The following is a 25,504-nucleotide window of genomic DNA, read 5'->3' on the forward strand; positions in this document are numbered from 1 at the left end:
CTTCAAATGACTGAAAATATAGAGCAAAACATCAAGAACTTTATCGTCGAACAATTCCTGTTCGGCGACGCTAGCGTGGCACCGGCCAATGACGCCTCGCTGCTCGACGACGGCATTATGGATTCCACCAGCGTTCTCGAACTGGTCGCCTATATCGAGGAAAGCTACGGGCTCGAAATTCCCGACGCCGACATCGTCCCGGCCAATCTCGACTCCATCGCGGCCATTACCCGCTACATCACCGCCCGCAAGGCCGCCTGATCCCATGCGCATCGAGTCGTTCCTCACCGACGCCACCAGGAGGTATGCGGGCAAGACCGCCCTCGTGTCGCAGGGCGAACGGCTCGATTATGCCACGCTCGAGCGGTTGTCGGACCGCCTTGCCGCCCACTGGCAGGCCAAGGGCCTGACGCGCGGTGATCGCGTAGTGCTGCTGCTCGACAACAGCTGGCAGGCGGCCATGGCGCTGTTCGCCTGCTTCAAGGCCGGCGCAATAGCGGTGCCGATCACCCCGCTCACCAAGGCGGAGCGTCTGGCCACCATTCTGGGCGACTGCACCCCAACCATCCTCGTCACCCAGGCCCGGCTGGCCGGCCTGGTCGAGACTGTCGGGCCCGTGCCGCTCGGGACGCTCGTCGTCGACAAGCCGTCAGCCAAACTCCCCGCCGCCGATCTGCTCGATCCGATCCTCCAGCAGGACGCTTCCCCGCTGCCGCACAGCGGCATCGATTCCGATCTCGCCCTGCTGCTCTACACCTCTGGCTCCAGCGGCGAACCCAAGGCGGTGATGATCAGCCACGGCAATGCCGATGCCGCCTCAGCCTCGGTGCTGGCCTATCTCGACGCCCGCGACGACGATGTCATTCTCAACACCTTGCCCATGTCGCACGGCTATGGGCTCTACCAGTTGATCATGTCGGTCCGCAGCGGCGCCACTCTGGTGCTCGAGCGCAGCTTTGCCTTCCCGCAGTCCATTTTCGCCACCATCGCCGCCGAGGGAGTCACCGCCCTGCCTTTGGTGCCAAGCACGGTGGCCACCATTCTGGCGCAGGATAATCTCGCCCCCGGCGCCTTCCCTACTCTGCGCTACATCACCAGCGCCGCCGCCAACCTGCCGGTGCCCCATATTGAGCGGCTCAAGGCCTTGATGCCCGATATCCGCATCTATGTGATGTATGGCCAGACCGAGTGCAAAAGGGCCACCTATCTGCCGCCCGAGCGTCTGCTCGACAAGATCGGCTCCGTCGGAATCGCCATCCCCAACACCGAGGTCTTCCTTGTCGACCCGGATGGCCAGCGGCTGCCGCTTGGTGCCGAAGGCGAGCTGGTGGTGCGCGGCCCCCATGTCATGCAGGGCTATTGGCAAGCCCCCGACAAGACCGCCAGGGCGCTGCGCAGTGGCGACCACCCCTGGGACAAGCTGCTGTTCACCGGCGATATCTTCCGCACCGATAGTGATGGCTTTCTCTATTTCATCGGCCGCAAGGACGAGATCATCAAATCCCGCGGCGAAAAAGTCGCTCCCGCCGCAGTCGAGGCCGTATTGCTCGCCTTTCCGGGCATCAGTGAAGCGCTTGTCTTCGGCGTTCCAGACGAAGTGTATGGCGAGGCGATCCTCGCCATAGTCGTCTGCGCGCAAGAGCTCGATGAGCGCGAAATTGTAAAATACTGCGCGAGTCGCCTCGAAGACTATATGATCCCGAAAACGATACTGTTTCGCAACGACCTTCCCCGTACACCGTCAGGCAAGGCAAGTCGCCGGCTGGCGGCAGCAATGCTAGAGTAAACCCAAATGGCACAGACGCCTCCCTTCTCCGCCGAAACCCTGGTCCTCGACGCCGAGGCGGAGGTTCAGCGCATTTCCGCCTTCCTGCGAACCAATCTGCGCACTCAACTGCACCGTCAGGGTCTGGTGCTCGGCATATCCGGCGGCATCGACTCCAGCGTCAGCGCCGCCCTCGCCGCCAAGGCGCTAGGCGCCGAGCGCGTTTTCGGCATCTTCATGCCGGAAAATGACAATGATCCGCTGAGCCTGGAACTCGGCCAGAAACTGGCCTCCCATTTCGGTATCAAGGCCGAAATCGAGAACCTCGGACCCAGCCTTGAGGCCATGGGCTGCTATGCCCGCCGCGACGACGCCATTCGCAAACTGGTGCCCGAATACGGTCCTGGCTGGCGCAACAAGGTGGTGATCAACCAGTCCACCGAACAGCAGGCGATCGGCTTCTCGACCCTGGTGGTGCAGTCGCCAAGCGGTGAAATCCAGCGTGTGCGCATGCCCGCCGATGTCTATCGCACCGTGGTTGCCGCCACCAATATGAAGCAGCGCCTGCGCAAGCAGGTCGAATACTTCCACGCCGACCGGCTCAATTTCGCCGTGATTGGCACCCCCAACCGGCTCGAATACGATCAGGGCTTCTTCGTCAAGAACGGCGACGGCGCTGCCGATATCAAGCCGATTGCCCATCTCTACAAGAGCCAGGTCTATCAGCTGGCCCGCCATCTCGGCGTCCCCGCCGAGATCTGCCAACGCTTGCCGACCACCGACACCTATTCGTTGGCCCAGACGCAGGAAGAGTTCTACTTCGCCCTGCCGTACCAGAAGATGGATCTGTGCCTCTATGGCCTCAATCATGGCCTTTCCGCCGAGGCTGTAGCAACGGCGGCCGAACTGACCCCGGCCCAGGTCGAACTGGCCTGGCAGGGCATTCAGGCCAAGCGCCGGACCACGCGCTACCTGCATCTGGCGCCACTGCTCGTGGAGCCGGTCGCCGAAATCCACTGATCTCGGAACGGGAGGCTTTATCCTCCCGTTAACCGGTCACTAGGCTCGGCATGCTAGAGGGCGGGCGGGGCTCGGATGGATTGAAAAGGATAAAGATGCTTTCCTCCCGCAAAATTCTGGCCGTGTCCGCAATGGCGCTGGCATCCGTCGTGGCTCTCGCCGGCTGTTCCTCATTCGGTGGTGGCGCCTCGTCCGCCGGTGCGCTGACACCGGCCCTCAGCGCCCGCATGGACCAGCCCAATGCGGTGCTCGACAGCCAACAGGCCATCAACCTCGTCAACGCCTATCGGGCCACTCGCAATATGCCGCCGCTGGTTGCAGATGCCGGCCTTAATGGCACGGCCCAGGCCCTGGCCAGCCAATATGCCCAGACCAATCAGGCGCCCGCCAAGCCACAGGCCCTCGTCGAAATGAAGCTCAGCGCCGGCTACGCAACCTTCGCCGAAACCTTCTCGGGCTGGCGCAACAGCCCCGCCGATGCCAACGCCCTTGTCGCCCCCGCGACCAAGGCCGGCGTCGCCGTGGCCTTCAATCCGACCTCAAGCTATGGCGTCCACTGGGTTCTCGTCCTTGGCAACTGATGCCCGAACGCTCGACGCCAGGGGGCTCAAATGCCCCCTGCCCGTCCTCAAGATGGAAAAGCAGCTGCCCAATCTTCCCAGCGGTGCAACGCTGATCGTGCTGGCTACCGATCCCATGGCCAGGATCGATATCCCGCTTTTTTGCCGTCAGAACGGCTATGCCTGCGCCATCGACACCGATGCCGAAGGCGTCATGGCCTTCACCATCCGGAAGTCGAACTGATCGCCTACGGCCGGAAACTCGGCCGCGGCATCGGGTACGGGATCATCACCCCGGCAGAAACCGGAATACCGGGACGCAGCGTCGCATCCGGCGCAGGTGTCACATTGTCCGCCACGGCCGGCATGGAGAATTGCGGCACGTGTGGCGGCCGCGGACGCGGCAAGGCAATGCCGGTGCGTATCCGGCCCAGGTCGACGGCGGTATACGCGCGCTCGGCGACCTGGTCGGTCAGGAAGCTCGGCTGGTCCTTGAGACCCATCGGAAATGCCGCTTCCTGCGCCTTCACATAAGTCGCCGCATCCTTGCCGCAGATCAGCGACCGCATATCGGTCGGCGCCGCCCCGACAGCATTGCCGAGCGTCAGCAAGGTCTGCCCATTGGGTCGCAACTGACCCGAAAGCCCCTTGAGAAACAGATCGGCGGCACGCTCATTGCGCTCGCGTCCAGATGACCCGCCCAGCACCACGGCGAGAAGTCGGCGGCCGTTGCGGTCCACCGTAGCCACGATATTGAGCCCAGAGGCACAGACATAGCCGGTCTTCATGCCATTGGCGCCGGCAAAGCTCTTGAGCAGGCCATTGTTGGATTCCAGCTTCGCCTTGCCCAGATTGACCACGCTGGTCGAAAACATCGGCATATATTGCGGAAAGCTCTGCTCGATATAGAGCGCCAGGATCGCCAGGTCGCGCGCTGTGGTCACCTGCGCCGGATCGTGCAAGCCATGCGGATTGGTGTAATGCGTGCCGGTCAGCCCCATGCGACGCGCGACGTCATTCATCTTGGCGACGAAATTGGCCTCATTGCCGCCCACCGTCTCGGCAATCGCCATGGCAACGTCATTGGCCGACTTGACGATGAGGATATAGAGCGCGTCCTTGAGGGTAATGGCGCTGTCCACAGGCAGACCCGACTTGCTCGGCGCCAGGTTGAACGCCTTGCGCGAAATGGTCACCGGCGTGTCGAGCGTCACATTGCCGGCAGCAATTTCCTCGAAAGCCACATAGGCCGTCATCAGTTTGGTCAGCGATGCCGGGTGCCAGGGCAGACCCGCGTCCTCGGCATAGAGCACGTCCAGCGTTGCCCGGTCCGCCAGAAGCAGCGGCGTTGCCCAGGCTGGCACCAGGCCGGCGAGAACGAGCATCAGGGCAACTAGCAAGCGACGAACAAAAGCCAAGGCGGAAAGACTCCGGCAAATTGTGGAGGAATGGCGCTCTCTTACCAGCGCAATCGGGCGATCTCAAGAAAGGCAGGCCTGCACTGACGCCTCTGTGAAGGTGCTGACACCTCCTGTCGCAGCGCGGTGACACTTTGGCGGCAACAAAGGAGGTCATCATGACCACGATCGTTACCATCCTCACCCCGGGCTATGCCGATTGGGAGACCGCCCTGCTCAACGCCGGTGCCCGCGACTACTACAAGATAGAGACCCGCTTCGCCACCATCGACGGCGAAATGGTCACCTCGGCCGGCGGAATGCAGGTTACTCCGCATATGGCCGTTGCCGATATTGATCCGGACAGGATCGACGCCGTGATCGTCAATGGCGGCAGCATCTGGTCGACGCCCGCTGCGCCCGATATTGCCGAGGTGCTGCGCGCCACCCATGCCGCCGGCAAGACCGTGGCCGGCATCTGCGACGGCGTCATGGCGCTTGCACGCTCCGGCCTGCTCGATACGGTCAGCCACACCGCCAATGGCCCCGAAAGCCTTCCCGATACTGGCTATGCCGGCGGCGCGCATTTCACCGGCAGTCCCAAGGCCGTGCTCGACGGTCGCATCGTCACCGCACCGGGCACCGCACCCGTCAGTTTCATGGGCGCCGTGTTCGAATCCCTCGGCCTGCGCAATGGCGATCTCGACTTCTATCTCGGCCTCTACGCTGCCGAGCACACCGCGGCTTAATCCACCCCTAGTCACAACTAGTAACTGTGTCTATATTTGTGCCTGAGTTTCAGACCAAGGAGACACAGCCATGTCACTGACAGACACCTCGCAACATGCCAATTGCTCGGCCATGTCCGATGTGCTCAATCGCATCGGTGACAAGTGGAGCGTCATGGTCGTCGGCATGCTCGGGCGCAACGGCACGCTGCGGTTTAACGAGCTCAAGCGCATGATCAACGGCGTGTCGCAACGCATGCTGACCCTCACCCTGCGCAATCTCGAGCGCGACGGGCTGGTCAACCGGGTGATCTATCCGGAAGTCCCGCCGCGCGTCGAATATAGCCTCACGGAACTGGGCAAGACCCTGCAGCAGCCGATCAGCGCCTTGTGGGACTGGTCGGCCGAAAATCATACGGCGATCATCGATGCCCGCACCATCTACGACGCCCGCGAAAACGCCATTGCCGCCCAGGAAACCCGCAAGATCGCATACGCCCGGGGTTAGGCCACAATCACTGCACCACCCTCGGGCCTGAACCGAGGACCACTGCCCGCTCGTACAGCAATTGCCTTACCGGCTCGCCGCCTCGGCCTCTAGCGTGCGCCGCGCCTCGGTATGGCCCCCGGCCGGCAGGTTAAGCGCCGCCACAAGCGTCCGATATTCCTGCCGCGCGCCAAGATGCGAAGCCGATGGCACGCCGCCCAACAGCTCGTCATCCAGCGGATCGAACACCGTCATTCCCGACGCGAACAACGAACGGAAGATCACCCGCTCGGCAATGCCGTCGGCAACCCGGCACCCCAGCCGCATGGCGATCCGGTCGAGCATGGTCTGCACCTGCCGCATATTGCGCGAAGACAGCATGGAGATGCGGTTACGCACCAGCACCCAGTCGATGGTCTTGCCATCGATCGCCAGCCGCTCCGATCGCGCCCGCTGCACCAGCCGGGCATAATGGCTCAACTGCCTGGGCTCGCCGGTAACCGGGTCGACCTGCGCCATGACGCTGAGATCGATCAAGCTGTCATTGACCGGGGTCACCAGCGTATCGGCCAGCGAATGGGCCAGCCGCGTCAGATTGGTGTCGAATCCCGGCGTATCCACCACGATGAAGTCGGCGCTGCCCTCCACCTCGCTGATCGCCTGCCGAAACAGGTCGAACTCCACCCTGTGGTTCTCGCGTACGGAATCGCCGCGCGCCAGCGGTAGGTGGAAATGGGTGGTGTGCGGCACGCCCAGCCCCTTGGCTCGCGACCAGTCGCGCCGGTTGCGCACATAGTGAGTAAAGGTCTGCTGTCGGCTGTCCACGTCAATGCTGGCCACCCTATGCCCTTGATAGAGCAGGTAGATAGCCAGGTGAAAGGCGGTGGTCGACTTGCCCGACCCACCCTTCTCATTGCCGACGACGATGACATGCGCGCTTTGCCGCACCACTGAGTTCCTCAAATCATCCGCGCGCAGTCTTAGGGCATCCCCCCCGCGGCACAAGAGGGGTTATGATGAACAAAAGTTAAACCAAGCGTGGCGCGAGGCTAGAGCAGCCCGAGTCGAGCCAGGTCCGCGGCGATCTCCATCGAATTGTCGCTGTCATTGGCGGCAATATCGGGCGGCGCGTCCTTCGGCTCGAGATAGCGCCAGCCTTGGAAGGGGCGCTTGGGATAGGGCACGGTCTTGATGAGCTCCGGCGCCATGATGATGTCGCAATAGTCCTTGCCTTCGGCATCGGTATATTTGGCCAGGCGCAGGATCGGCTGGCGGCAGACGATTGACCCCGCGATCACCCAATAGATCGAGGACTGACCCTCCATCTCCCCGGCGCGCTTGGGCATCATGCGGGTGCGATGCACATGCACGTCCTCGCCGTAATCGGCGCCCCACCAATGCGCCCGCTCATTGCGGTAACTTTCCAGCTCCTCATAGCTCGAAACGCCCACGCAGAGCTTGACCATATGGATCATGCCAAAGTCCCCGGCGCCACGCGCCCCTGAATCACATCGATTTCGTCGTCGTCCACCACCCATGGCTCCTGCAGCGCCTTGGCCAGCCAGTCCTGAAAGGCCGGCAGGGCATAGATCGCCTCGACATACCCCGCCACGCGGTCTGATACCGGCAGCTCATATGTCCGCAGCCGCGTCGCCACCGGTGCAAACATGGCGTCCGCCGCGCTGAAGGCGCCAAACAGATAGGGGCCGCCGGACTTTTCCAGCAGGCTTCCCCAGAGCGTCTCCAGCCGATGCAGATCGCCGGCCACGGCGTCGAGATCGACCTTACCCGGATGGCTGGCGCGCAGATTCATCGGCGCCCGCGACCGCAGGGTCGAAAACCCCGCATGCATCTCCGCCGCCGCCGACCGTGCCAGGGCCCGGTCACCTTGGTCTCGCGGCCAGATCGCCCTGTCGGGAAATTTCTCGGCCAGATATTCGATAATGGCGATGGTTTCGGCCACTGCCAGCTCGCCATCGATGAGCACCGGTACCTTGCCGGTCGGCGAACGCTGTTGCAACGCCTCGCGCCAACCCGAGCCCGATAGCATCAGCACCTCGTCCTCGAACGGGATCTCGAAATGCCGCAGCACCAGCCATGGCCGCAGTGACCAGGACGAATAATTCCGATTACCAATCAATATTTTCATCGACTGTCCTCACATCGCCAGTCAGGCGCACTCACCAGTGGATGCCCGGGTTCCCAGAAATAGAACCCCTGCAACGCCTTTTCCAGATGGCGCATCAGCACATCCTGGCGAGACCGGAAAAATGGCGAGGGGCGCCCATTGGCCAGGGCGCCCCTCTCCAAATCGAACGTCGATAAGTGCGGGGGTCTAGACCCCGGCAACGACGGAGAAAACCAGCCCCATCGAAACGAGGCAAACCAATGTCCATGACGCGGCGCGCCAGAAATTGGTCTTCGGTTGACTGCGCATAGCTCGCTCCTTGTCAGCCGTTCATGCCAGTGCCGCGCCAGAGTCGAGGCACCGGTAAGTGAATCGTTAACTGGCGGGCAAATGGGAAGCAAGCGACCGAAATGCAACACTTCTCGCGGTCAAATTGTGGAAAACCTGTGGTCAGAACAACCCGAACCAAAGTCCGGCAATGCCCAAAAAGGCAAAGAATCCAACGATGTCGGTAATGGTGGTGACAAACACGGCCGAGGCGATAGCCGGATCGGCTTTCAAACGGTCGAGCGTGATCGGAATGAGAATTCCGAAGGTGCCAGCCACGATCATGTTGATCACCATGGCCATGCCAATGACCACGCCGAGCCCGACATTGCCATAGCGCAGCGCCGTCACGATGCCGATCAGAATGGCGAAAATCACGCCATTGACCATGCCCACCACCATTTCGCGGCGAATGAGGCGTTTGAGACGCCCGCCATCCAGCTCCCGCATGGCAAGGGCGCGCACCGTCACCGTCATGGTTTGCGCCCCGGCATTGCCGCCCATGGAGGCGACAATGGGCATCAGCACCGCCAGCGCCACCATCTGCTCGATCGTCCCGTTGAAGAAGCCGATGACGAAGGAGACCAGCACCGCCGCCACCAGATTGATCACCAGCCAGGGCACGCGGCTGCGCACGGTGTCGAGTGTCGTGTCGGACACGTCCTCGTCACCCACGCCGGCCAGCAGCTTGATATCCTCGTCCGCCTCTTCCTGGATCACGTCGACGATGTCGTCGATGGTCAGCACACCGACCAGCCGCCCGCTTTCATCCACCACGCCCACTTCCACCAGGTCGTAGCGTTCGAAGGTGCGGGCGGCTTCCTCCTGATCCTCATTGGCATCGACCAGCACGAGGCTGGTATTCATGATCTCGTCGACCTTGGCGCTGCGCTGCACCCTGAGGATGCGGTCGAGCGGCACCGTCCCCTGCACCTTGTAGGCCGCATCCACCACATAGATCTGATAGAACTCGTCCGGCAGATCCGCTTCCTGGCGCAGATAGTCGATGGTCTGCCCAACCGTCCAGAACGGCGGAATGGCGATGAAATCGGTCTGCATCCGCCTGCCGGCGGAGTCTTCGGGAAAATCGAGGCTGCGCTTCAGCGACAGTCGCTCGAAGGTCGGCAGCGCCGACAGAATTTCGTCGCGATCCTGCTGCTCGAGATCCTCGAGCAGATACACCGCGTCGTCATTGTCCATCTCCGCCACGCCGCGAGCGATGGCGGCATTGGGCAGGGCATCCATGATTTCGAGGCGGATGCTCTCGTCGACCTCTGTCAGGGCCGAAAAGTCGAATCGATCCCCCAGCAGCCGCACGAAGCGCAGCCGCTCCTCCGGATCGAGCTGCTCCAGCACGTCGCCGATATCGGCGGTATGCAGCGGCTCCACCACGGAAACCACGTCATCGACACGGTTGGCCTCGAGAAAAGCGCGCAGGCGCTCGAGCCAGAGGGCGCTGATGCGGCCCTCCGGATCACGAAACACATTTGTCTCCATCCCGGCATCGTGGCCGAGGTCCAGGTCGGATTCTTCGCTCATCAGGGAGCCCTTTTCGTATCCTGGGTGTTTCAGGGGCGGAACAAGCTCTATCCAAACCATTGACGATGCGCCAGTACGGTCGCATGCAAATCGACGATGCATTTGAACGGGATCACGGAGACGGCCATGTCTGAGAGCGATCAGCTTCAACACGCCATTGCGCGCCTGCAACGCCTCGCAGAGGAGCGTCACCTGGATTGCGTAAGCCTGCGCGATGAGCGGCAGGCGCCCACCCTCGCCACCGGCGATGCCCACTTCATCCATCTCATCGACGCCGACACGGCTGCCCTGCACTGCCCCGTGCAGCAGAAAATCCTGCTGATGGACGTGTCACCCGCGATTTATTTCGAAACCGATGCCTATATCGGCGAGCCCATCGTGCTGATCCATCTCGACCAGATCGACGATGAGGAACTGGCGCTGCGCCTCGAAGACGCCTGTCGCTTCCGTTCGCCGGCCCCCTGAACGGCGCCCCCGGCTATTTACTCATTAACCGCAAGCCAAGCCAAACCTCGACGCTTGCGCCATCAGCGCCTAGATCATTTCAAACCGAGGTGGACTATCGCCTCTTCGCCTCCCTCCCCTCAAGGGGAAGGGGCGACAGGTCAGCATCGACCAGAACGTGAAACGCTCCAGATCGAGCGGGCGAAGAACCAGGTGGCGCCCATGGCCTATGCGGATTTCAGACAGGTTCCCACGACCACGGTTGGCGGCATGACGCTGAGCGTGCTGACCATGGATGATGCCGCCGCCGTCATGCTCGATGCCGCCCGCAGGCACCAGCGCGGCAATCGCCCCCTCTATTTCACCTCGGCCAATGGCGAGGTGCTGGCCCGCGTCGCCAGCGACAAACAGGTCGCCGCCCTCTTCGCCGAAGCCGATCAGGTGCTCGCCGATGGGCAGCCGCTGGTGGTTGGCTCGCGCTTCCTCTGCAGCCTGCCCCTGCCCCAGCGTGTCGCCACCACTGACCTGTTCCACTATGTGGCGCGCCTTGCCGAGCAAAATGGTTCGACATTCTATCTTTTCGGCGCCGCCGAAGCGGAAAATCGCAAGGCCGCCGAAATCATCGCCCGTGACTATCCTGCACTCAAAGTGGTTGGTCGCTCGCATGGCTATCTTCAGGGTGCCGAGCTCGACGCCAAACTGGCCGAAATCAACGCCCTCGCCCCCGATATTTTCTGGCTGGCCATGGGCGTGCCGCGCGAACAGTTTTTCATCGCCGAACACAGCCACAAACTCAGCAATGTCGGTCTCATCAAGACCTCCGGCGGGCTGTTCGACCACATTGCCGGCAAGACCCGCCGTGCGCCGGCTCTGGTACAAAAGCTCGGCCTCGAATGGCTGTGGCGCATCGGTCAGGAGCCGCGCCGCCTGTTCTGGCGCTATTTCACCACCAATCCCTATGCGGCCTTGCTGATTCTCACCCGCTCGCATTGACGACCGCTCGGCCCCCTTGTGCGAGAAAACGCAACTGTGATCTGCTGATCCCGCGCCCGACGGCCCCCACCGTCCGGCTCGATCAGGAGATAAATCATGCGCATGCTTTTCGCGGGAGCCCTCTTGGCCCTTGCAAGTTTCGGCCCGGCCATGGCCGCCGATGAAGATGTGGTCATTAACGGCACGGGACGGAACATTCCGGCCACCATCACCCTGCCAGAGGGCGATGGCCCCTTCCCCTTCGTGGTCATGTTCCACGGCACCGGCTCCAATCGCCACGAAGCTGGGAACGGCTATGACCTCTTGGCGCCAAAACTGGCCGCCGCCGGCATTGCCAGCGCCCGCTTTGATTTCGCCGGCAGTGGCGACAGCAATGTCGACTATGTCCAGTACACGCCCTCCAGCGGCATGCAGGACGGCCTCGACGTCATCGCCTATATTCGTGGCCTCGAGCAGATCGACGATGCCCGCCTGGGCCTTTTGGGCTGGAGCCAGGGCGGCATGATCGCCATGCTCACCGCTGCGCGCACGCCCGATGTGAAAAGCCTCGTCACCTGGGCCGGCGTGCTCGACATGTCCTTCTACCTCGCCGACCAATACGACGACGCCAGGGCCAATGGCTTTACCGTCATGAAGTTCGACTGGCGCGAGCCGCTGAACCTGTCGCTGAACTGGTACGAGGAAGTGCGGGCACTCAAGTTGGCCGATGAGCTTGCCAACTACAAGGGCGCGCTCCTGGCCATCAATGGTTCCGCCGACACTGTCGTCGACCCAGCCATTGCGGACGCGATCGTGGCCGCCGCCGGTGGCGACAACAAGCAGGTCGAGATCATCGACGGCGCCGACCACACCTACAATATCTTCTCGGGCGACATGGCCGCCTTCGACAAGCTGATGCAGGTGACCGTCGACTGGTTCGCCAAGACTCTCTGAGCGATCAGGGCGCAACGCGCCTGCCCTCGTCTGCCCGGCCACGCCGGGTAGACCCCCAAAAACAAAAAAGCCGCCTTGCGGCAGCTTCTTGTTTGTCACTCACTAAGTGACTGGTGCGGTCGAGAAGACTCGAACTTCCACGCCTCGCGGCACAGCGACCTCAACGCTGCGCGTCTACCAATTCCGCCACGACCGCACTGTGTGGTAGAAGCCCGACGCCATTGGCGCCGAAGCGAGTGGGGATGTAGCAAAGGTCTTGGACAACCTCAAGCGCTTAAATCGAGAATTCTTGTAAGCCTGTGGACATCTTGCAGGCGGATCGCCATATGCATGGCGGACGGGCTTCACGCGTGGCGCAAAACCTTCTCGGTCACGAAGACGCGCAACTGTCCCTCTTCGACATTCACCTCGCCCCGGGCGATCAGTGTATTGTTGGCGTAAATCTTCAGAGGGTCATGCTCGCCCGCGTCCAGTTCGATCACCGCGCCGCGGCCCATGCGCAGCAAATGGTGGATCGGCATGGTGGTCGCGCCGAGTTCCACGGTGATATCGACTTCAATATTGTCCAAAGTGTTCATAGATAGAGACAACAAGCATGGTGTGCCTGCGGGATGCAGGACGGATTCGCCGTGCAGCAGAGTCCTTCAGGGCTGGTTATGGAAGCGTTAACAGGCGCCGCAGAGGCGTGCCAAATTCGGTCGAAACTCCATCGCGCCGATTCCCGTCCCGTTGAATGGCGCATCTTCGATGCTCCGCTCGACTATGAAACCGCACTCGCCATGATGGATGAGCGCGTGGCTGCCATCGCTGCCGGCACTGCCAATGAGGCAGTCTGGTTGCTGGAACACCCCGCGCTCTACACTGCCGGCACCTCGGCCCGCCCGGAAGACCTGCTCAATCCACGCTTCCCGGTTTATCCGGCCGGCCGTGGCGGGCAATATACCTATCACGGCCCCGGCCAGCGCGTGGTCTATGTCATGCTCGACCTGACCCAGCGCGGCCGCGATATCCGCTGTCTGGTGCAGGGGCTGGAGCAATGGGTGATCGACACTCTGGCCGCCCACAACATTACCGGCGAGCGCCGCGACGGTCGCGTCGGCGTCTGGGTGCAGCGCCCCGAGAAGGGCTTTGGCCGCGAGGATAAGATCGCCGCCATCGGCGTGCGGGTGCGCAAATGGATCACTTTCCACGGACTGTCGCTCAACGTCGCGCCCGATCTCGGCCATTACAATGGCATCGTCCCCTGCGGCATTACTGATCAGGGCGTGACCAGTTTCGAGGACATGGGCATTCTCCTGTCCATGCCGGAGGTCGATTCTGTGCTCCGGGCGCAATTCGAGGCGCTGTTCGGCCCCACACTCGTGCTATGAGCCCTTGTCAGGCCCTGCCTGGCCGGCTCAATCTGATCCAACCAACCGGAGCGAGGATCCCGCTATGACCCTGGATGACCTCAAACGCCTGCTGTCGCGCCAGACCCTGTTCCGGCTCGATGCCATTCTCTCCCCCAAGCTGGTGCCGATTCTCTACGCGCTGGGGCTGGCTTCCATTCTGCTCTGGGCCATCAACCATTTCTTCTTCCGCTTCGGCACCGGTTTCGGCAATGGCCTTTGGGGCATTCTCGAAATCGTTGTCTTCGGCCTCCTGGCCTTCGTGGCGCTGCGCATCGGCAGCGAAGCGCTGTTGGTCTGGTTCCGCTCCCACGAGGCGACCGGCGAGAGCGTGCAGCGTTCGCGCTATTCGGCTTCTCTTCTCGATGAAGTGCGCGACGCCATCCGCGATCTGGCCGAGCAGGGCGACGAAACCGATTTCGCCGAAGCCGACGAGTATATCACCCCGGCCACCGAGCCGCTCCCCCACGTCGCCCAGCACCCAGCCGGCGATAGCGAGATCAAGCGCGAACCCGCCACCAAGCCCGGCGAATCCTTCAAGCCCCGCCGCACCGCCAAACGCACCCCGCCCAATTCACTCACCTGAAACCCGAGCGCGCCACGTCGCCTTCGGGCGTGACCCAAGGGCCACTCAAACAGCCACCGAGGCGCAAGAATTGCGCCCCCGGGCCGCCTCCCACTTTGTGGCACGGCCATCGGGTTTGGCCAATAAGACGCGGGCTCTCATCCCTCCCCGCATAGGAGGAGATAGACCGGCCGGTGCTTCTGACACCAAGTTTCCCAGGACGCGATGCTGCCCCTCCCCCTCCTATAGGGGGAGGCTGGGTGGGGGTGTGCAACGGGCTCAAACCCATATGCGGTAGCCCTCAGCCTGAGGCGTGAACTAGGGTGGGATGTCCATCGGTAATGAGCAAGGACACCGTCGCTTGAGCGCTTAGTCGCCCACCCCGCCATCGCAACTCAACCCAGACCTAAACTGCCCCTAAAACAGCCCGCCACGTCCCAGGCTCGGGTCCATGAACCCGCCATTGCCGCTCGGTTGGGTCGAAATCCCGCCGCCATATTGCTGCTGCATGTTCTGCTGGCGCTGGATGGCGTCCATGGCGTTGACGTCGATGCCGATGATGGAGGTCATCTGGTTGGGGCCGCTCCCGGGCTTGAACGCCTCCTGGATGGCCGCCTCGCCCTCGAACGCCTTGGCGCCGGTATTGGGATTGATCCAGGCGGTGGTCATGCCTGTGGGCACGTTGAATGGGGTCGGCGGCTTGCCCTGCAGGGCCTTGGCCATGAAATTGGTGAAGATCGGCACGGCCATGCCGCCGCCGGTCGAGGACGAACCCATCGAGCGCGGCTTGTCGTAGCCGATATAAATGCCCACCGCCAATTCCGGGGTGAAGCCGACGAACCAGGCGTCCTTGTAGTCATTGGTGGTGCCCGTCTTGCCTGCCACAGGGCGATTCAGCGCCCGTGCCGCCGTGCCGGTGCCGCGCTGTACCACACCTTCCATCATCGAGGTGATCTGGTACGCGGTCATCGGGTCGAGCACCTGCTCGCGATTGTCGAGAATGCGCGGTTCGCCCTGCCCGTGCCAATCCTCGGCGGCGCAGCCATCGCAGATACGATGGTCGTGGCGATAGACCGTGGTGCCATAACGATCCTGGATACGGTCGATCAATGTCGGCACGATCTTGCGCCCACCATTGGCAATGGTGGCATAGGCGGCGGTCATGCGCATATCGGTGGTTTCACCGGCACCCAGCGCCATGGCCAGAACCGGCTGCATATCGTCGTAAATGCCGAACATGCGGGCATAGTCGGCGATCAGCGGCATGCCGATATCGCGGGCCAACCGCACGGTCATCACGTTGCGGCTGCGCTCGATGCCGCGGCGCAGCGTCTGCGGTCCATAGAATTGCTGCGAGTAATTTTCCGGCCGCCACACCGACCCATCGGCCATGCGCACTTCCACGGGCGCATCCAGCACCACCGAGGCCGGCGTATAGCCATTGTCCAGCGCCGCCGCATAGACGATGGGTTTGAACGACGAGCCGGGTTGCCGGAGCGCCTGGGTGGCGCGGTTGAACTCGGATTCCGCGAAGGAGAAGCCGCCGACCATAGCCAATACACGGCCTGTACGCGGGTCCATCGCCACCAGCGCACCCTCGATCTCGGGCACCTGCTCGAGCGTGTAGATTCCATCCTTGCCCGCCACCGGCGACACATAGACCACGTCTCCGACCTTCAGAATGTCCTGCAAGGGTTTTGAAACCCAACGGATTTCCGGCCCGGACAGCGTCCCCACCGTGCGCTCGGGCGACAGTGCACCATCGACGTCATTGTCCGGTCGCAGGCCAATCGTCGCCTGGTTGCTGCCCATCTCCAGCACCACGGCCAGCTGCCATTCCGGCACGTCGCTCAGCGGCTTGATGGCGGCGACATCGACACCCCAGTCGTCGCCCAGCTCGATGCTGGCCACTGGCGTCCGGAAACCGCGGCCGTGATCGAAGGCGATCAAGCCGTCCATCAATGCCCGCCTGGCATATTCCTGCAGCCGCGGCTCCAGCGTCGTGCGCACCGACAGGCCGCCGCCATAAAGCTGGTCCTCGCCATAGAGCTTTGCCAGTTCGCGCCGCACTTCCTCGGTGAAATACTCGGCCGAATAGAGCTGGCTGCCTGCCGCGCGCGGGATGACGTTGAGCGGCTCGGCCTTGGCAACCGCGGCGTCGGCGGCGGTCACATAGCCATTCTCCACCATGCGGTCGATCACCCAGTTGCGGCGCTCGATGGCGGCCTGCGGGCGACGGAACGGGTGATAATTGTTCGGCCCCTTGGGCAGCGCCGCGATATAGGCAGCCTCAGAAAGGGTCAGCTGGTACAGCGCCTTGTCGAAATAGTTGAGCGCCGCCGCCGCCACGCCATAGGAGTTGAGGCCGAGGAAAATCTCGTTGAGATAGAGCTCGAGGATCTTCTCCTTGGTGAAGGTCGACTCGATGCGAATGGCGAGAATCGCCTCCTGTATCTTGCGGTCCCAGGTTTGCTCGGAGGTCAGCAGGAAGTTCTTGGCCACCTGCTGGGTAATGCTGGAGCCACCGCCCTGGATGGAATTATTGCCGTCCATGCGCGCCACGAGATTGTCGCGCACCGCGCGCACCAGCCCTTCGAAGGCGATGCCGCCATGGCTGAAAAACTCCTTGTCCTCAGCCGAAAGGAAAGCCTGCACCAGCAGCGGCGGCACCGTCTCGATCGGCTGGAACAGCCGGCGCTCACGCGCATATTCGGCCAGCAGCGTCCCGTCTGCGGCATGCACGCGCGTCGTCACCGGCGGCTGATAGTCCTTGAGCACGGTATAGTCGGGCAGTTGCGCCGTCACCGTCGCCAGATAGACGGCGCCGACTGCAACGCCGGCCAGCGCCAGGAACATGCCGAAACCAAAAAGCCAGCCGAGCAATCGAAACATTCAGTCAGCAATCCTGCGCTGCGAGCGCCAGCACCGCTTCCGGCGTCGAGGCAGTCATAAAATCATAGCAAATGCTCATGGCTGGGTCTCCAGGCTGTCGAAATAGCTGGAAATACCCCGCGCGATGGCATTGGCGGTCCGGTCGCGCCAGTCCGATTGCATCAGATTGGCGATATCATTGGCATTGGACAAGAAGCCCAGCTCGATCAGCACCGAGGGCACGTCAGGCGCCTGAAGCACGAAAAAATCGGCCTGCCGCACCGGGAACCGGCGCAGCGCCACGCTGGGCTCGAGCTGGTGCACGATAGCCTGTGCCGCCATGAAGGACTGCACCCGCATTTCGCGGCGCATCAGGTCCAGCAGAATATCCACCACCTCGGGCGCCATCTGCTGCGGCACGGTGAAACCGGCAATCACATCGGTCTTGTTTTCCGAGTCGGCCAGCACCTTGTCGAGCACGTCGGTGGCGTTTTCGTCGCGTGTATAGACGCTGGCGCCGCGAATCTCGGGCTGCTGGAAGCTGTCGGCGTGGATGGACAAAAACAGGTCCGCCTTGTTGCCGCGCGCCAGCGCCACGCGCTCTTCGAGCCGCAGATAGGTGTCGTCCTCGCGTGTCAGCGCCACGTCGAACCGCCCCGACTCCACCAGCAATTCCTGCAGCCGCAGGGCGAAGGCGAGGACGATGTCCTTCTCCTTGATGCCACCGGCCGCTTCCGCGCCGCTGTCGATGCCGCCATGACCGGGATCGATCACCACCAGCGGTTTGCTGTCGAACGGCAATTCCGATCCGCCGGCCGGGGTCGACTGGGCCGGAGCGGTGGCGATGCTTTCCGATGCCTGTCGGTCGCGCTCGACATTGGCGGCGAATTCCTCGGGCGTTGCGGCGATGATATCGACCACGAGCCGCGCCGGCTGATCCTCGAACGGGTCGAGCACATAGGCCTGCTGCACCTGGGCCGGGCCCGACAATTCCAATGTTGTGCGCACCCGGTCGGGCGCCGCCTGCTCGATCGTGTAGGCGGAGACGAGGCCCGGCTCGCTCGGCACGCCCTCCGCTTCAGGCACCGAAAACGTCCCCGCCCGCACATCGACCGCAAGCCGGTTTGGCTCGCTCAACGATACGAAGGAGAACTCGGTCTTGCCGGCAAGGTCGATCACCAGGCGCACGCGCTCGGGCGTGGCCGTCAGGCGCGCATCCATGACATTGGGCAGGCCCGGGGGCTCCTGCGCCAGGCTGGGCACAGCCAGCGCCAGGGCGGCAAACAGCACGAGCAGCGTCAGGCGGAAAAATTCTCGGGTCAAACTTGGGCCGGCCCCTGGGTGGTGAACGGGTCGCATCGCATGGCGCTCGGGCGATTCTGCGGCATGAATGGCCTTATGCGATGATTTGCGCCCCCGGCCAAGAAAGCAGCGTTGAAATCGGCGCCACTCGAGACAATTTGACTTTCCTGTTGCCAATCTGGCGCATTTTTCCTACATGCTGAAGCTGCAGGCGCGTGTGTTTCGCGGCCATTTTCGAGGGACTGACACCCCTTCCATGGCTCGAAACAGGGCTGGACGGTCAGACGCAGAAGGCGTTCCGGTCCAGAACGGAAGTTGCGGTTTCAGCGCCCGTTTGAAGAATTTCGGCTTTCAACAGCCGGACGGTGGCAGGCCCAGGGCCAGCCACCCAATAGGAAGAGGTCATATGGCCCGCAGGCGGACAGAGCGCGACGCGATCGAACAGACCGATTGCCGTTTTGCTTCGCCCTTTCTCCCGGCCAAGACCACCACAAACCCTGCGCTGAACGTGAGAGGTTCGCGCCCAATTCTATCCAACCCATACGCCCCGCAACGCGCCACACCCAGGACGCCGGTTTTCCGGCGGCCTCTTGTCGGCGCGCGGGTGCGCGGAGTTCATTATGGCGACCAAGAGAATGCTGGTGGATGCCATCCACCCGGAAGAAACACGGATTGTCGTTACCGCCGGTAACCGGCTCGAGGAGTTCGATTTCGAATCGGCGACCCGCCGCCAATTGCGGGGCAATATTTACCTCGCCAAGGTCACGCGGGTGGAGCCCAGCCTCCAGGCGGCCTTCGTTGAATATGGCGGCAATCGCCACGGCTTCCTCGCCTTCAGCGAAATCCACCCCGATTACTACCAGATCCCCGTTGCCGACCGCGAAGCCCTGCTGCGCGACGAAGAGCACGAGGACGAAAGCCATGACGACGCCGAAGACACCGTCTCGGTGCCCGAAGGCGTTGCTGAAACCGATGCCGAGGCCGATCCGCAGGAACCCGGCGAGGCCAGCCATATCGAGCAGGCCCCGGCCAATAGCGAACCGGTCGAATCCATCGGTGGCGCCGACGCGCTCGAGGAAGTGCCGGAGCGTCGCCGCTCCAGCCAGCAGCGTCGTCACCAGTACAAGATCCAGGAAGTCATCAAGCGCCGCCAGGTGATGCTGGTGCAGGTGGTCAAGGAAGAGCGCGGCAACAAGGGCGCCGCTCTCACGACCTATCTGTCGCTCGCCGGCCGCTATTCCGTGCTGATGCCGAACACGGCTCGTGGCGGCGGCATCTCGCGCAAGATCACCAATGCGGCCGATCGCAAGCGCCTCAAGGAAATCACCTCGGACCTGGAAGTGCCGCAGGGCATGGGCGTCATCCTGCGCACCGCCGGCGCCTCGCGCACCAAGGCCGAGGTCAAGCGCGACTTCGAATATCTGATGCGCCTCTGGGAAAGCGTACGCACGCTGACACTGCAGAGCCAGGCGCCCTGCCTGGTCTATGAAGAAGGCAGCCTGATCAAGCGGACCATCCGCGATCTCTACAACAAGGACATCGACGAAGTTCTGGTCGCGGGCGACAACGCCTATCGCGAGGCCAAGGACTTCATGAAGATGATCATGCCGTCCCACGCCAAGAATGTGAAGCCTTATGGCGAAGAGCAGCCGCTCTTTTCCAAGTTCGGCGTCGAGAACCAGCTCGACCAGATGTTCTCGCCCGTGGTCACCCTGCCCTCCGGCGGTTACATCGTCATCAACCCGACCGAAGCGCTGGTTTCCATCGACGTGAACTCGGGCCGCTCCACCAAGGAGCACAATATCGAGGACACCGCGCTCCAGACCAATCTGGAAGCCGCCGATGAAGTGGCTCGCCAGCTGCGCCTGCGCGATCTCGCCGGTCTCATCGTCATCGACTTCATCGACATGATGGAGAACCGCTCCAACCGGGCCGTCGAGCGCAAGCTCAAGGATTGCCTCAAGGACGACCGCGCCCGCATCCAGGTGGGTCGCATCAGCCATTTCGGCCTCATGGAAATGAGCCGCCAGCGCATCCGTTTCGGCGTGGTCGAAAGCTCCACCCACAAGTGCCCGGTCTGCGAAGGCACCGGCCTCGTGCGCTCCACCGAATCCCTGGCGCTGATGATCATGCGTCACATCGAGGATCACGTGCTGCGCAAGCAGGGCCAGTCCATCAATGTGCGCGTGCCCACCGAAGTGGCGCTCTACATCCTCAACTACAAGCGCGACACCCTGACTGCGCTCGAGGCGCGCAACGCCCTCTCCATCACCATCACCGCCGACAGCAAGCTCACCGGCCAGCAGTTCGGCATCGAAAAGGGCGAAACCCGCGTCTCGTCCTATGTCGATCAGCGCGTGGCCGCCCATGTCCGCGTCGACAGTGCCGTCATTGAAGACGACGTCGAGGAAGAGATCGTCGATGACGCCGACGAGAGCGAAGAAACCGAAGCCCGCGCCGACAACGGCGAAGGTGAGGGCAATGGTCGTCGTCGTCGCCGCCGCCGCCGCCGTGGCGGCAATGGCGAGCGTTCGGAAGAGCGCGCACCGCAGCAGCAGCAGGCTCAGGACAATGATGCCGAAGCCGCTGGCGACACCGAAGAGGGTGATGAGGACGACGACAGCGCCGAGAACGGCGCGGCCCGCAATGCCGCCGAAGGTGATGGCGAAAACCGCCGTCGCCGCCGTCGCGGCCGCCGTGGCGGTCGTCGCAACCGTCGCGACCAGGATGGCGAGGCCAATGGCAACGAGGCCACCGAGAACGGTGATACCGTGACCGACGAAGCCGCAACGGCGGCCGCTCCGGCCGAGGCAGAGGCTGCTCCGGCTGTTGCCGAAACCACCCCTGCAGAAGCCGCTCCCGCTTCGGAAGAGGTCGCTGCCGAGCCGGTCGCCGAAGAAAAGCCCAAGCGTAAGCCCCGCGCCCGCAAGCCCAAGGCCGAAACCGCCGAAGCCGCCCCGGCTGAAGCTGCGCCCGCCACGGAAGAAGCTGCGAGCGAGCCCGCCGCCGAGGAAAAGCCCAAGCGCAAGCCTCGTGCCCGCAAGCCCAAGGCTGAAGCTGCCGAGGCGACGACCGAAGCTGCCGTCAGCGCCCCCGCTGCCATCGAGGCAGCACCGGCCGCCGAGCCGACCAGCGCAACTGCAGAGCCTGCGCCCGAGGCCAAGCCCGCCCGGACCCGTCGCGTGAAGAAGGAACTGCCGCCCGAGGGCGTCGTGGTCACCTCAAGTGCCGCGCCGGCCGAAGAAACCCCGGACAGCCCCGCCGAAAGCGAGGGCAACACCGATGGCGAGCCGGACAAGAAGAAAAAGGTCGGCTGGTGGCAGCGCCGCCTCGGTCTCGGCTAGAAAATAAGGGGCGGCCTCCGGGCCGCCCTTTTTCCATCCGTTTGCGCATACTGACCCATCTCGTTGAAGTCTGGGCCTCTCACCGCCCGCGCTTCCCTCGCCTTGACCGACAGCGCGGTCGCATACGGGTTCGAGCGTGTTGCACACCCCTCCCAACCGCCCCCTTGAGGGGAAGTGTTCACTTTGGGCTCATCGGGAGGCACCGAGGCTTAGGCTCCTGCTCTCCCTCCCCCTTCTAGGGGGAGGTTAGGTGGGGGTGCTGCAGGTTCAGCAAACTCCCATCAGCGAACGGATTCTCAGATGGTTCAGCACCCCACCCTCATTCCCTCCCCTCAAGGGGGAGGGAGGCGAAAGAGCCCTGACACTGGTTATCGACGCGCCCAAACTAAACACTCCCCCTGGCGGGAGGGCTGGGGTGGGGGCCGTGAGCCCGCGCAGTGGATCACGCCTAAAACGACCTGCCGGTGCCCAGAAACCCCTGCAACCGCTCCAGCGCCTCTTCCACGGTCTGCCTTGTTCCCGCAAAGCTGAAGCGCACATAGCCATCCCCGCCGACCCGGTCGAAATCCACGCCCGGCGTTGCCGCCACCCCCGCCTGGTCGAGCATGGTTTCGCAGAAGGCCAGCGAGTCGTTGGAAAAGCGGCTGATGCCGGCATAGGCGTAAAATGCCCCGTCCCCAGCCTCGGCCAGATCGAATCCCAGCCCCCGCAGCCCCTCGGTCAGCAGCACGCGGTTGCGCGCATAGCTCGCCTTTTGCTCCTCGGCATAGTCGCGCTCGCCCAGGGCCACCGTGGCGGCGATTTGGCTCAGCGTCGGCGCCGAAATGAACAGGTTTTGCTGCAGGATTTCCGCCCGCCGGATCAGCCGTTGCGGCAACACCATCCAGCCGATGCGCCAGCCGGTCATGCAGTAATATTTGGAAAAACTGTTAATGACCACGGCATCGCCTGTCAGCTCCAGCGCGCTCACCGATGGCCCGCGATAGTCCAGCCCATGATAAATCTCGTCGGAGATGAACTGCACCCCCAGCCGCGCACAGGTGGCGACGATATCGGTCAGCTGCGCCCTGTCCACGGCGGCCCCGGTGGGGTTGGCCGGGCTGGCGAACAGCAGCCCCTCGAAGGGCTGCTCCCGATACGCCGCCTCGATATCGGCGCCCGTCAGATGCCAGTTATTCTCCGCTCGCACCGTGATTTCGGCATAGTCGAAGCCGAGCCCGATCAGCGTGTTGATATAGGCAGGATAGCCCGGCCGGGTGATGGCGATCCGCGCTCCGGGCTGGAAGGCAGTGTGGAAGGCCAGGATGAAGCCCGCCGACGAACCCATTGTCGCCAATATCATTTCCGGATCGACCGCGACCCCGTGCTGATCCGCATAATAGCGTGCCAGCGCTTCGCGCAGTGCCGTCAGTCCCTTGGCATTGGTATAGCCCTGCGGCTGCGGCAAAGCCCGCGCGACCGCTTCGAGCACGCGCGGCGCCGGTGGCTGGCCGGGTTCGCCGACCTCGAGATGGCAGATGGTTCGCCCCTGCCCCTCCAGCACCTTGGCGCGCTTGAGAATGTCCATGGCGAGAAACGGCCTCAAACCGTCCGGCGAGGTCTGTGTCATATGCAGCTCCGTCTGTCGCCCTGGGGACTACAGCGAAAGCCCCGCCGATCTCAACAACAATTGATATCAGCCGTGCCGCTGCGCCGATAAGCCGGTGCTAACCTGCGGCCACCTCTGCTAGAAGACCGAAACGACTCATTCGGAGCCTGCCTGATGAACCGCATCGCTATCGTGCTTGCCGCTATTGCCGGAATCCTGGCCGGCGCCCTTGGATATTCCCAGCTGAACCAGCCGCAGCCGCAAACCGATGCCGTCGCCGTTCGCGCCATTGTCGAACAGGTTCTTGCCGAGCAACCCAAAGCCGAGCCGGTGCAAGCCGTCGCCCAACTCGATCCTGCAGAACTCAATCCGCTGATCGAGAAATTCCTGATGAGCGACCCCAAGCTTCTGCAGCGCCTGTCCATCGCCTTGGACGAGACCTTGTCCGCCGAGGAAAAGTCGCGCACCCAGACGGCGCTAGCGTCGATGCAGGACGCCATCTACAATCAGCCTGACCAGATCGTCCTCGGCAATCCCAATGGCGACGTCACCCTGGTCGAGTTCTTCGACTACAATTGCGGCTATTGCCGCAACGCCCTGCCCGACCTGGCGGCCCTCCTCGCCGAAGACACCAATCTGCGCGTCATCCTCAAAGAGTTCCCAATCCTGTCCAACGAATCCATCGATGCCGCCCGCGTCGGCGTGCTGGTTGGCCAGTCGGATGCCGATTACTGGACGTTCCACGAGGCGCTGTTCACCAGCCGTGGCAAGGTCGACAAGGCCGTGGCCCTTGCCGCAGCCACCGATCTGGGGCTGAGCAGCGTCGATCTCGAGCTGCGGATGAAGGACGAAAGCGTCGCCAAGACCATCCAGAATTCCTACGAGATCGCCCAGGCGCTCGGCATTTCCGGCACGCCGACCTATATCATCGGCAACGAAGTCATCCCCGGCGCCATCGGTGTCGACGAGTTGCGCACCCGCATCGCCAATATGCGGGCCTGTGGCGAGAGCCAGTGCAGCTGATCACCCCGACCAGAAAACCACCGGTTTGGGCGGCGTCGCACGGTCACGGCTGGTGTTTTCGGTGCATTTCGTGTAACCGCCCTTGCATCGCCGGAAATCACCGGTGCACAACGCTTGGATCATGGCAAAGCACGTTCTCGTCCTCAACGGCCCGAACCTCAACATGCTCGGCAAACGCGAGCCCGGTATCTATGGCGCGGAAACGCTGTCCGATGTCGAAGCGCTCTGCCGGGCAGCCGGCGAGGAATTTGGCCTCACCGTTGATTGCCGCCAGTCCAATTTCGAAGGCGAACTGGTCACCTGGATTCAGGAAGCACTCGGCACCGCCGATGGCATTCTGATCAACCCGGGCGCCTATTCGCATACATCCGTAGCCATTCACGATGCGCTCCGGGCCGTGGGCCTGCCGGTGGCGGAAGTCCACATCAGCAATATCCATCAGCGCGAAGCCTTCCGGCACCATTCTTACGTGTCGTCGGTTGCCTTCGGCGTCATTTGCGGCTTCGGCACGCTTGGATATAAGCTGGCCCTCCACGCTTTGGCCCAAAAACTCAAATAACGCTTCGACGCGAGAAGCCGGGAGACCGACAAGAATGACCAAGTCATCGCAGGTGGATCAGGACCTGATCCGTGCCATTGCCGAATTGCTCAACAAGGAAAATCTCGCCGAGATCGAGATCGAGCAGGAAGACCTTCGGGTCCGCGTCACCCGCTCCTATCCCAATGAGGCCCCGGCCTATGCGCCCGCGCCCATGCAGTATTACGCCCCGCCCGCCGGTGCGCCTGCTGCCCCCGCGCCCAGCGCCCCGGCCGGTTCGGTGGCCGCAGCCCCCGCTAAGGCCGAAGATCTGGCGTCCAATCCAGGCACCCTGACCTCGCCCATGGTCGGCACCGCCTATCGCTCTCCCGAACCCGGCAAACCCGCCTTTGCCGAGGTCGGCTCCAAGGTCACCGAAGGTCAGACCGTCCTCATCATCGAGGCGATGAAGACCATGAACCAGATCCCCGCGCACCGCTCGGGCACCGTCACCCGCATTCTGGTGGAAGACGCCCAGCCGGTCGAATATGGCGAGCCGCTCGTCGTCATCGAATAAAGGGGACG

25 protein-coding genes and 1 tRNA gene are annotated in these 25,504 nt (G+C 63.0%); 16 read left to right on the forward strand and 10 right to left on the reverse strand.

All coding sequences use genetic code 11. The features are described 5' to 3' along the window. Positions 1-6: 6 nt before the first annotated feature. From BGO80_RS00195 to BGO80_RS00215, 5 genes are all read left to right on the forward strand, one after another. The gene (locus BGO80_RS00195) at positions 7-261 is read left to right on the forward strand and encodes an acyl carrier protein (RefSeq protein ID WP_126151456.1); all 255 of its coding nucleotides are present in this window, start codon (positions 7-9) and stop codon (positions 259-261) included. Between the two features lie 4 nt (positions 262-265). Then, on the forward strand, positions 266-1,786 hold the full coding sequence (locus BGO80_RS00200) for a class I adenylate-forming enzyme family protein (RefSeq protein ID WP_286717912.1): 1,521 nt from the start codon (positions 266-268) through the stop codon (positions 1,784-1,786). A 6-nt stretch (positions 1,787-1,792) separates the two neighbouring features. After that, entirely contained in the window at positions 1,793-2,785 is a 993-nt protein-coding gene (nadE, locus tag BGO80_RS00205; RefSeq protein ID WP_286717915.1) for an NAD(+) synthase, read from the forward strand. A gap of 95 nt (positions 2,786-2,880) precedes the next feature. Next, entirely contained in the window at positions 2,881-3,366 is a 486-nt protein-coding gene (locus BGO80_RS00210) for a CAP domain-containing protein (protein ID WP_164550434.1), read from the forward strand. Next, positions 3,356-3,589 carry a sulfurtransferase TusA family protein gene (locus tag BGO80_RS00215; RefSeq protein WP_286717920.1) on the forward strand — a complete coding sequence of 78 codons (234 nt, stop codon included), beginning with the start codon at positions 3,356-3,358 and terminating at the stop codon, positions 3,587-3,589. Before BGO80_RS00210 ends, BGO80_RS00215 begins: the two co-directional genes overlap by 11 nt. A 4-nt stretch (positions 3,590-3,593) precedes the next feature. On the opposite strand, the gene BGO80_RS00220 is transcribed toward BGO80_RS00215, so the two are convergent. Beyond that, on the reverse strand, positions 3,594-4,763 hold the full coding sequence (locus BGO80_RS00220) for a D-alanyl-D-alanine carboxypeptidase family protein (protein ID WP_286717923.1): 1,170 nt from the start codon (positions 4,761-4,763) through the stop codon (positions 3,594-3,596). Positions 4,764-4,921: 158 nt separating this feature from the next. Between BGO80_RS00220 and BGO80_RS00225 the strand changes: the two genes are divergently transcribed. Together BGO80_RS00225 and BGO80_RS00230 are read left to right on the forward strand one after the other, a co-directional pair. Beyond that, on the forward strand, positions 4,922-5,491 hold the full coding sequence (locus BGO80_RS00225) for a DJ-1/PfpI family protein (RefSeq protein WP_286717926.1): 570 nt from the start codon (positions 4,922-4,924) through the stop codon (positions 5,489-5,491). Between the two features lie 70 nt (positions 5,492-5,561). After that, positions 5,562-5,978, forward strand: coding sequence for a winged helix-turn-helix transcriptional regulator (locus BGO80_RS00230; RefSeq protein ID WP_126151450.1), 417 nt, complete (start codon positions 5,562-5,564; stop codon positions 5,976-5,978). Between the two features lie 66 nt (positions 5,979-6,044). Here the strand turns inward: BGO80_RS00230 and BGO80_RS00235 are convergent, their stop codons facing one another. From BGO80_RS00235 to mgtE, 4 genes are all read right to left on the reverse strand, one after another. Continuing rightward, positions 6,045-6,905, reverse strand: a complete 861-nt coding sequence (locus BGO80_RS00235; protein WP_286717931.1) for a division plane positioning ATPase MipZ — start codon at positions 6,903-6,905, stop codon at positions 6,045-6,047. Between the two features lie 101 nt (positions 6,906-7,006). Next, positions 7,007-7,432 (reverse strand): DUF1489 family protein, encoded by a 426-nt coding sequence (locus BGO80_RS00240; RefSeq protein ID WP_223214246.1) that lies wholly within the window; start codon positions 7,430-7,432, stop codon positions 7,007-7,009. Beyond that, on the reverse strand, positions 7,429-8,106 hold the full coding sequence (locus tag BGO80_RS00245; RefSeq protein ID WP_286717934.1) for a glutathione S-transferase family protein: 678 nt from the start codon (positions 8,104-8,106) through the stop codon (positions 7,429-7,431). Before BGO80_RS00245 ends, BGO80_RS00240 begins: the two co-directional genes overlap by 4 nt. A gap of 429 nt (positions 8,107-8,535) precedes the next feature. Next, on the reverse strand, positions 8,536-9,951 hold the full coding sequence (mgtE, locus tag BGO80_RS00250) for a magnesium transporter (protein WP_126151447.1): 1,416 nt from the start codon (positions 9,949-9,951) through the stop codon (positions 8,536-8,538). A 126-nt stretch (positions 9,952-10,077) separates the two neighbouring features. On the opposite strand from mgtE, the gene BGO80_RS00255 reads away from it, so the two are divergent. The 3 genes from BGO80_RS00255 (at position 10,078) to BGO80_RS00265 (ending at position 12,321) form a co-directional block, all read left to right on the forward strand. Continuing rightward, a complete protein-coding gene (locus BGO80_RS00255) occupies positions 10,078-10,416 on the forward strand; it encodes an MmcQ/YjbR family DNA-binding protein (protein WP_126151446.1) in 339 nt (112 codons plus the stop codon). Between the two features lie 201 nt (positions 10,417-10,617). Further along, positions 10,618-11,388, forward strand: coding sequence for a WecB/TagA/CpsF family glycosyltransferase (locus BGO80_RS00260; protein ID WP_286717936.1), 771 nt, complete (start codon positions 10,618-10,620; stop codon positions 11,386-11,388). 96 nt (positions 11,389-11,484) lie between these two features. After that, positions 11,485-12,321 carry an alpha/beta hydrolase family protein gene (locus BGO80_RS00265; RefSeq protein WP_286717938.1) on the forward strand — a complete coding sequence of 279 codons (837 nt, stop codon included), beginning with the start codon at positions 11,485-11,487 and terminating at the stop codon, positions 12,319-12,321. Between the two features lie 111 nt (positions 12,322-12,432). On the opposite strand, the gene BGO80_RS00270 is transcribed toward BGO80_RS00265, so the two are convergent. Continuing rightward, a tRNA-Leu gene (locus BGO80_RS00270) sits at positions 12,433-12,517 on the reverse strand. A 148-nt stretch (positions 12,518-12,665) separates the two neighbouring features. Continuing rightward, positions 12,666-12,899, reverse strand: a complete 234-nt coding sequence (locus BGO80_RS00275; protein WP_126151443.1) for a FliM/FliN family flagellar motor switch protein — start codon at positions 12,897-12,899, stop codon at positions 12,666-12,668. A gap of 78 nt (positions 12,900-12,977) precedes the next feature. On the opposite strand from BGO80_RS00275, the gene lipB reads away from it, so the two are divergent. Next, positions 12,978-13,691 (forward strand): lipoyl(octanoyl) transferase LipB, encoded by a 714-nt coding sequence (lipB, locus tag BGO80_RS00280; protein WP_286719575.1) that lies wholly within the window; start codon positions 12,978-12,980, stop codon positions 13,689-13,691. A gap of 64 nt (positions 13,692-13,755) precedes the next feature. Then, positions 13,756-14,295 (forward strand): DUF4282 domain-containing protein, encoded by a 540-nt coding sequence (locus BGO80_RS00285; protein ID WP_286717941.1) that lies wholly within the window; start codon positions 13,756-13,758, stop codon positions 14,293-14,295. A 396-nt stretch (positions 14,296-14,691) separates the two neighbouring features. Here BGO80_RS00285 and BGO80_RS00290 read toward each other — a convergent pair whose 3' ends face one another. Further along, the gene (locus BGO80_RS00290) at positions 14,692-17,166 is read right to left on the reverse strand and encodes a penicillin-binding protein 1A (protein ID WP_286717944.1); all 2,475 of its coding nucleotides are present in this window, start codon (positions 17,164-17,166) and stop codon (positions 14,692-14,694) included. Between the two features lie 75 nt (positions 17,167-17,241). Then, positions 17,242-18,468 carry an N-acetylmuramoyl-L-alanine amidase gene (locus BGO80_RS00295; RefSeq protein ID WP_286717947.1) on the reverse strand — a complete coding sequence of 409 codons (1,227 nt, stop codon included), beginning with the start codon at positions 18,466-18,468 and terminating at the stop codon, positions 17,242-17,244. A 599-nt stretch (positions 18,469-19,067) separates the two neighbouring features. On the opposite strand from BGO80_RS00295, the gene BGO80_RS00300 reads away from it, so the two are divergent. Next, entirely contained in the window at positions 19,068-21,791 is a 2,724-nt protein-coding gene (locus BGO80_RS00300; protein WP_286717949.1) for an Rne/Rng family ribonuclease, read from the forward strand. Positions 21,792-22,239: 448 nt separating this feature from the next. On the opposite strand, the gene BGO80_RS00305 is transcribed toward BGO80_RS00300, so the two are convergent. Further along, positions 22,240-23,400, reverse strand: coding sequence for a pyridoxal phosphate-dependent aminotransferase (locus BGO80_RS00305; protein WP_286717950.1), 1,161 nt, complete (start codon positions 23,398-23,400; stop codon positions 22,240-22,242). A gap of 153 nt (positions 23,401-23,553) precedes the next feature. Here BGO80_RS00305 and BGO80_RS00310 point away from each other — a divergent pair, with 153 nt between their 5' ends. From BGO80_RS00310 to accB, 3 genes are all read left to right on the forward strand, one after another. Next, positions 23,554-24,402: a DsbA family protein gene (locus BGO80_RS00310; protein ID WP_286717953.1), complete on the forward strand. Its 849-nt coding sequence runs from the start codon at positions 23,554-23,556 to the stop codon at positions 24,400-24,402. 121 nt (positions 24,403-24,523) lie between these two features. Then, complete coding sequence (gene aroQ, locus BGO80_RS00315) at positions 24,524-24,961, forward strand: type II 3-dehydroquinate dehydratase (protein ID WP_126152234.1); 438 nt, start codon at positions 24,524-24,526, stop codon at positions 24,959-24,961. Positions 24,962-24,995: 34 nt separating this feature from the next. Then, positions 24,996-25,496 (forward strand): acetyl-CoA carboxylase biotin carboxyl carrier protein, encoded by a 501-nt coding sequence (accB, locus tag BGO80_RS00320; protein ID WP_126152233.1) that lies wholly within the window; start codon positions 24,996-24,998, stop codon positions 25,494-25,496. Positions 25,497-25,504: the final 8 nt, after the last annotated feature.

The organism is Devosia sp. 63-57 (assembly GCF_001899045.1).
Lineage (GTDB): Bacteria > Pseudomonadota > Alphaproteobacteria > Rhizobiales > Devosiaceae > Devosia > Devosia equisanguinis.

Excerpts from the sequence above, each read along its gene's own strand:
- BGO80_RS00195 (WP_126151456.1), top strand. The coding sequence starts at position 7 with ATGACTGAAAATATAGAGCAAAACATCAAGAACTTTATCGTCGAACAA.
- BGO80_RS00200 (WP_286717912.1), top strand. The coding sequence starts at position 266 with ATGCGCATCGAGTCGTTCCTCACCGACGCCACCAGGAGGTATGCGGGC.
- nadE (WP_286717915.1), top strand. The coding sequence starts at position 1,793 with ATGGCACAGACGCCTCCCTTCTCCGCCGAAACCCTGGTCCTCGACGCC.
- BGO80_RS00210 (WP_164550434.1), top strand. The coding sequence starts at position 2,881 with ATGCTTTCCTCCCGCAAAATTCTGGCCGTGTCCGCAATGGCGCTGGCA.
- BGO80_RS00225 (WP_286717926.1), top strand. The coding sequence starts at position 4,922 with ATGACCACGATCGTTACCATCCTCACCCCGGGCTATGCCGATTGGGAG.
- BGO80_RS00230 (WP_126151450.1), top strand. The coding sequence starts at position 5,562 with ATGTCACTGACAGACACCTCGCAACATGCCAATTGCTCGGCCATGTCC.
- BGO80_RS00240 (WP_223214246.1), bottom strand. The coding sequence starts at position 7,432 with ATGATCCATATGGTCAAGCTCTGCGTGGGCGTTTCGAGCTATGAGGAG.
- BGO80_RS00245 (WP_286717934.1), bottom strand. The coding sequence starts at position 8,106 with ATGAAAATATTGATTGGTAATCGGAATTATTCGTCCTGGTCACTGCGG.
- mgtE (WP_126151447.1), bottom strand. The coding sequence starts at position 9,951 with ATGAGCGAAGAATCCGACCTGGACCTCGGCCACGATGCCGGGATGGAG.
- BGO80_RS00255 (WP_126151446.1), top strand. The coding sequence starts at position 10,078 with ATGTCTGAGAGCGATCAGCTTCAACACGCCATTGCGCGCCTGCAACGC.
- BGO80_RS00260 (WP_286717936.1), top strand. The coding sequence starts at position 10,618 with ATGGCCTATGCGGATTTCAGACAGGTTCCCACGACCACGGTTGGCGGC.
- BGO80_RS00265 (WP_286717938.1), top strand. The coding sequence starts at position 11,485 with ATGCGCATGCTTTTCGCGGGAGCCCTCTTGGCCCTTGCAAGTTTCGGC.
- BGO80_RS00275 (WP_126151443.1), bottom strand. The coding sequence starts at position 12,899 with ATGAACACTTTGGACAATATTGAAGTCGATATCACCGTGGAACTCGGC.
- lipB (WP_286719575.1), top strand. The coding sequence starts at position 12,978 with ATGGAAGCGTTAACAGGCGCCGCAGAGGCGTGCCAAATTCGGTCGAAA.
- BGO80_RS00285 (WP_286717941.1), top strand. The coding sequence starts at position 13,756 with ATGACCCTGGATGACCTCAAACGCCTGCTGTCGCGCCAGACCCTGTTC.
- BGO80_RS00290 (WP_286717944.1), bottom strand. The coding sequence starts at position 17,166 with ATGTTTCGATTGCTCGGCTGGCTTTTTGGTTTCGGCATGTTCCTGGCG.
- BGO80_RS00300 (WP_286717949.1), top strand. The coding sequence starts at position 19,068 with ATGGCGACCAAGAGAATGCTGGTGGATGCCATCCACCCGGAAGAAACA.
- BGO80_RS00305 (WP_286717950.1), bottom strand. The coding sequence starts at position 23,400 with ATGACACAGACCTCGCCGGACGGTTTGAGGCCGTTTCTCGCCATGGAC.
- BGO80_RS00310 (WP_286717953.1), top strand. The coding sequence starts at position 23,554 with ATGAACCGCATCGCTATCGTGCTTGCCGCTATTGCCGGAATCCTGGCC.
- aroQ (WP_126152234.1), top strand. The coding sequence starts at position 24,524 with ATGGCAAAGCACGTTCTCGTCCTCAACGGCCCGAACCTCAACATGCTC.
- accB (WP_126152233.1), top strand. The coding sequence starts at position 24,996 with ATGACCAAGTCATCGCAGGTGGATCAGGACCTGATCCGTGCCATTGCC.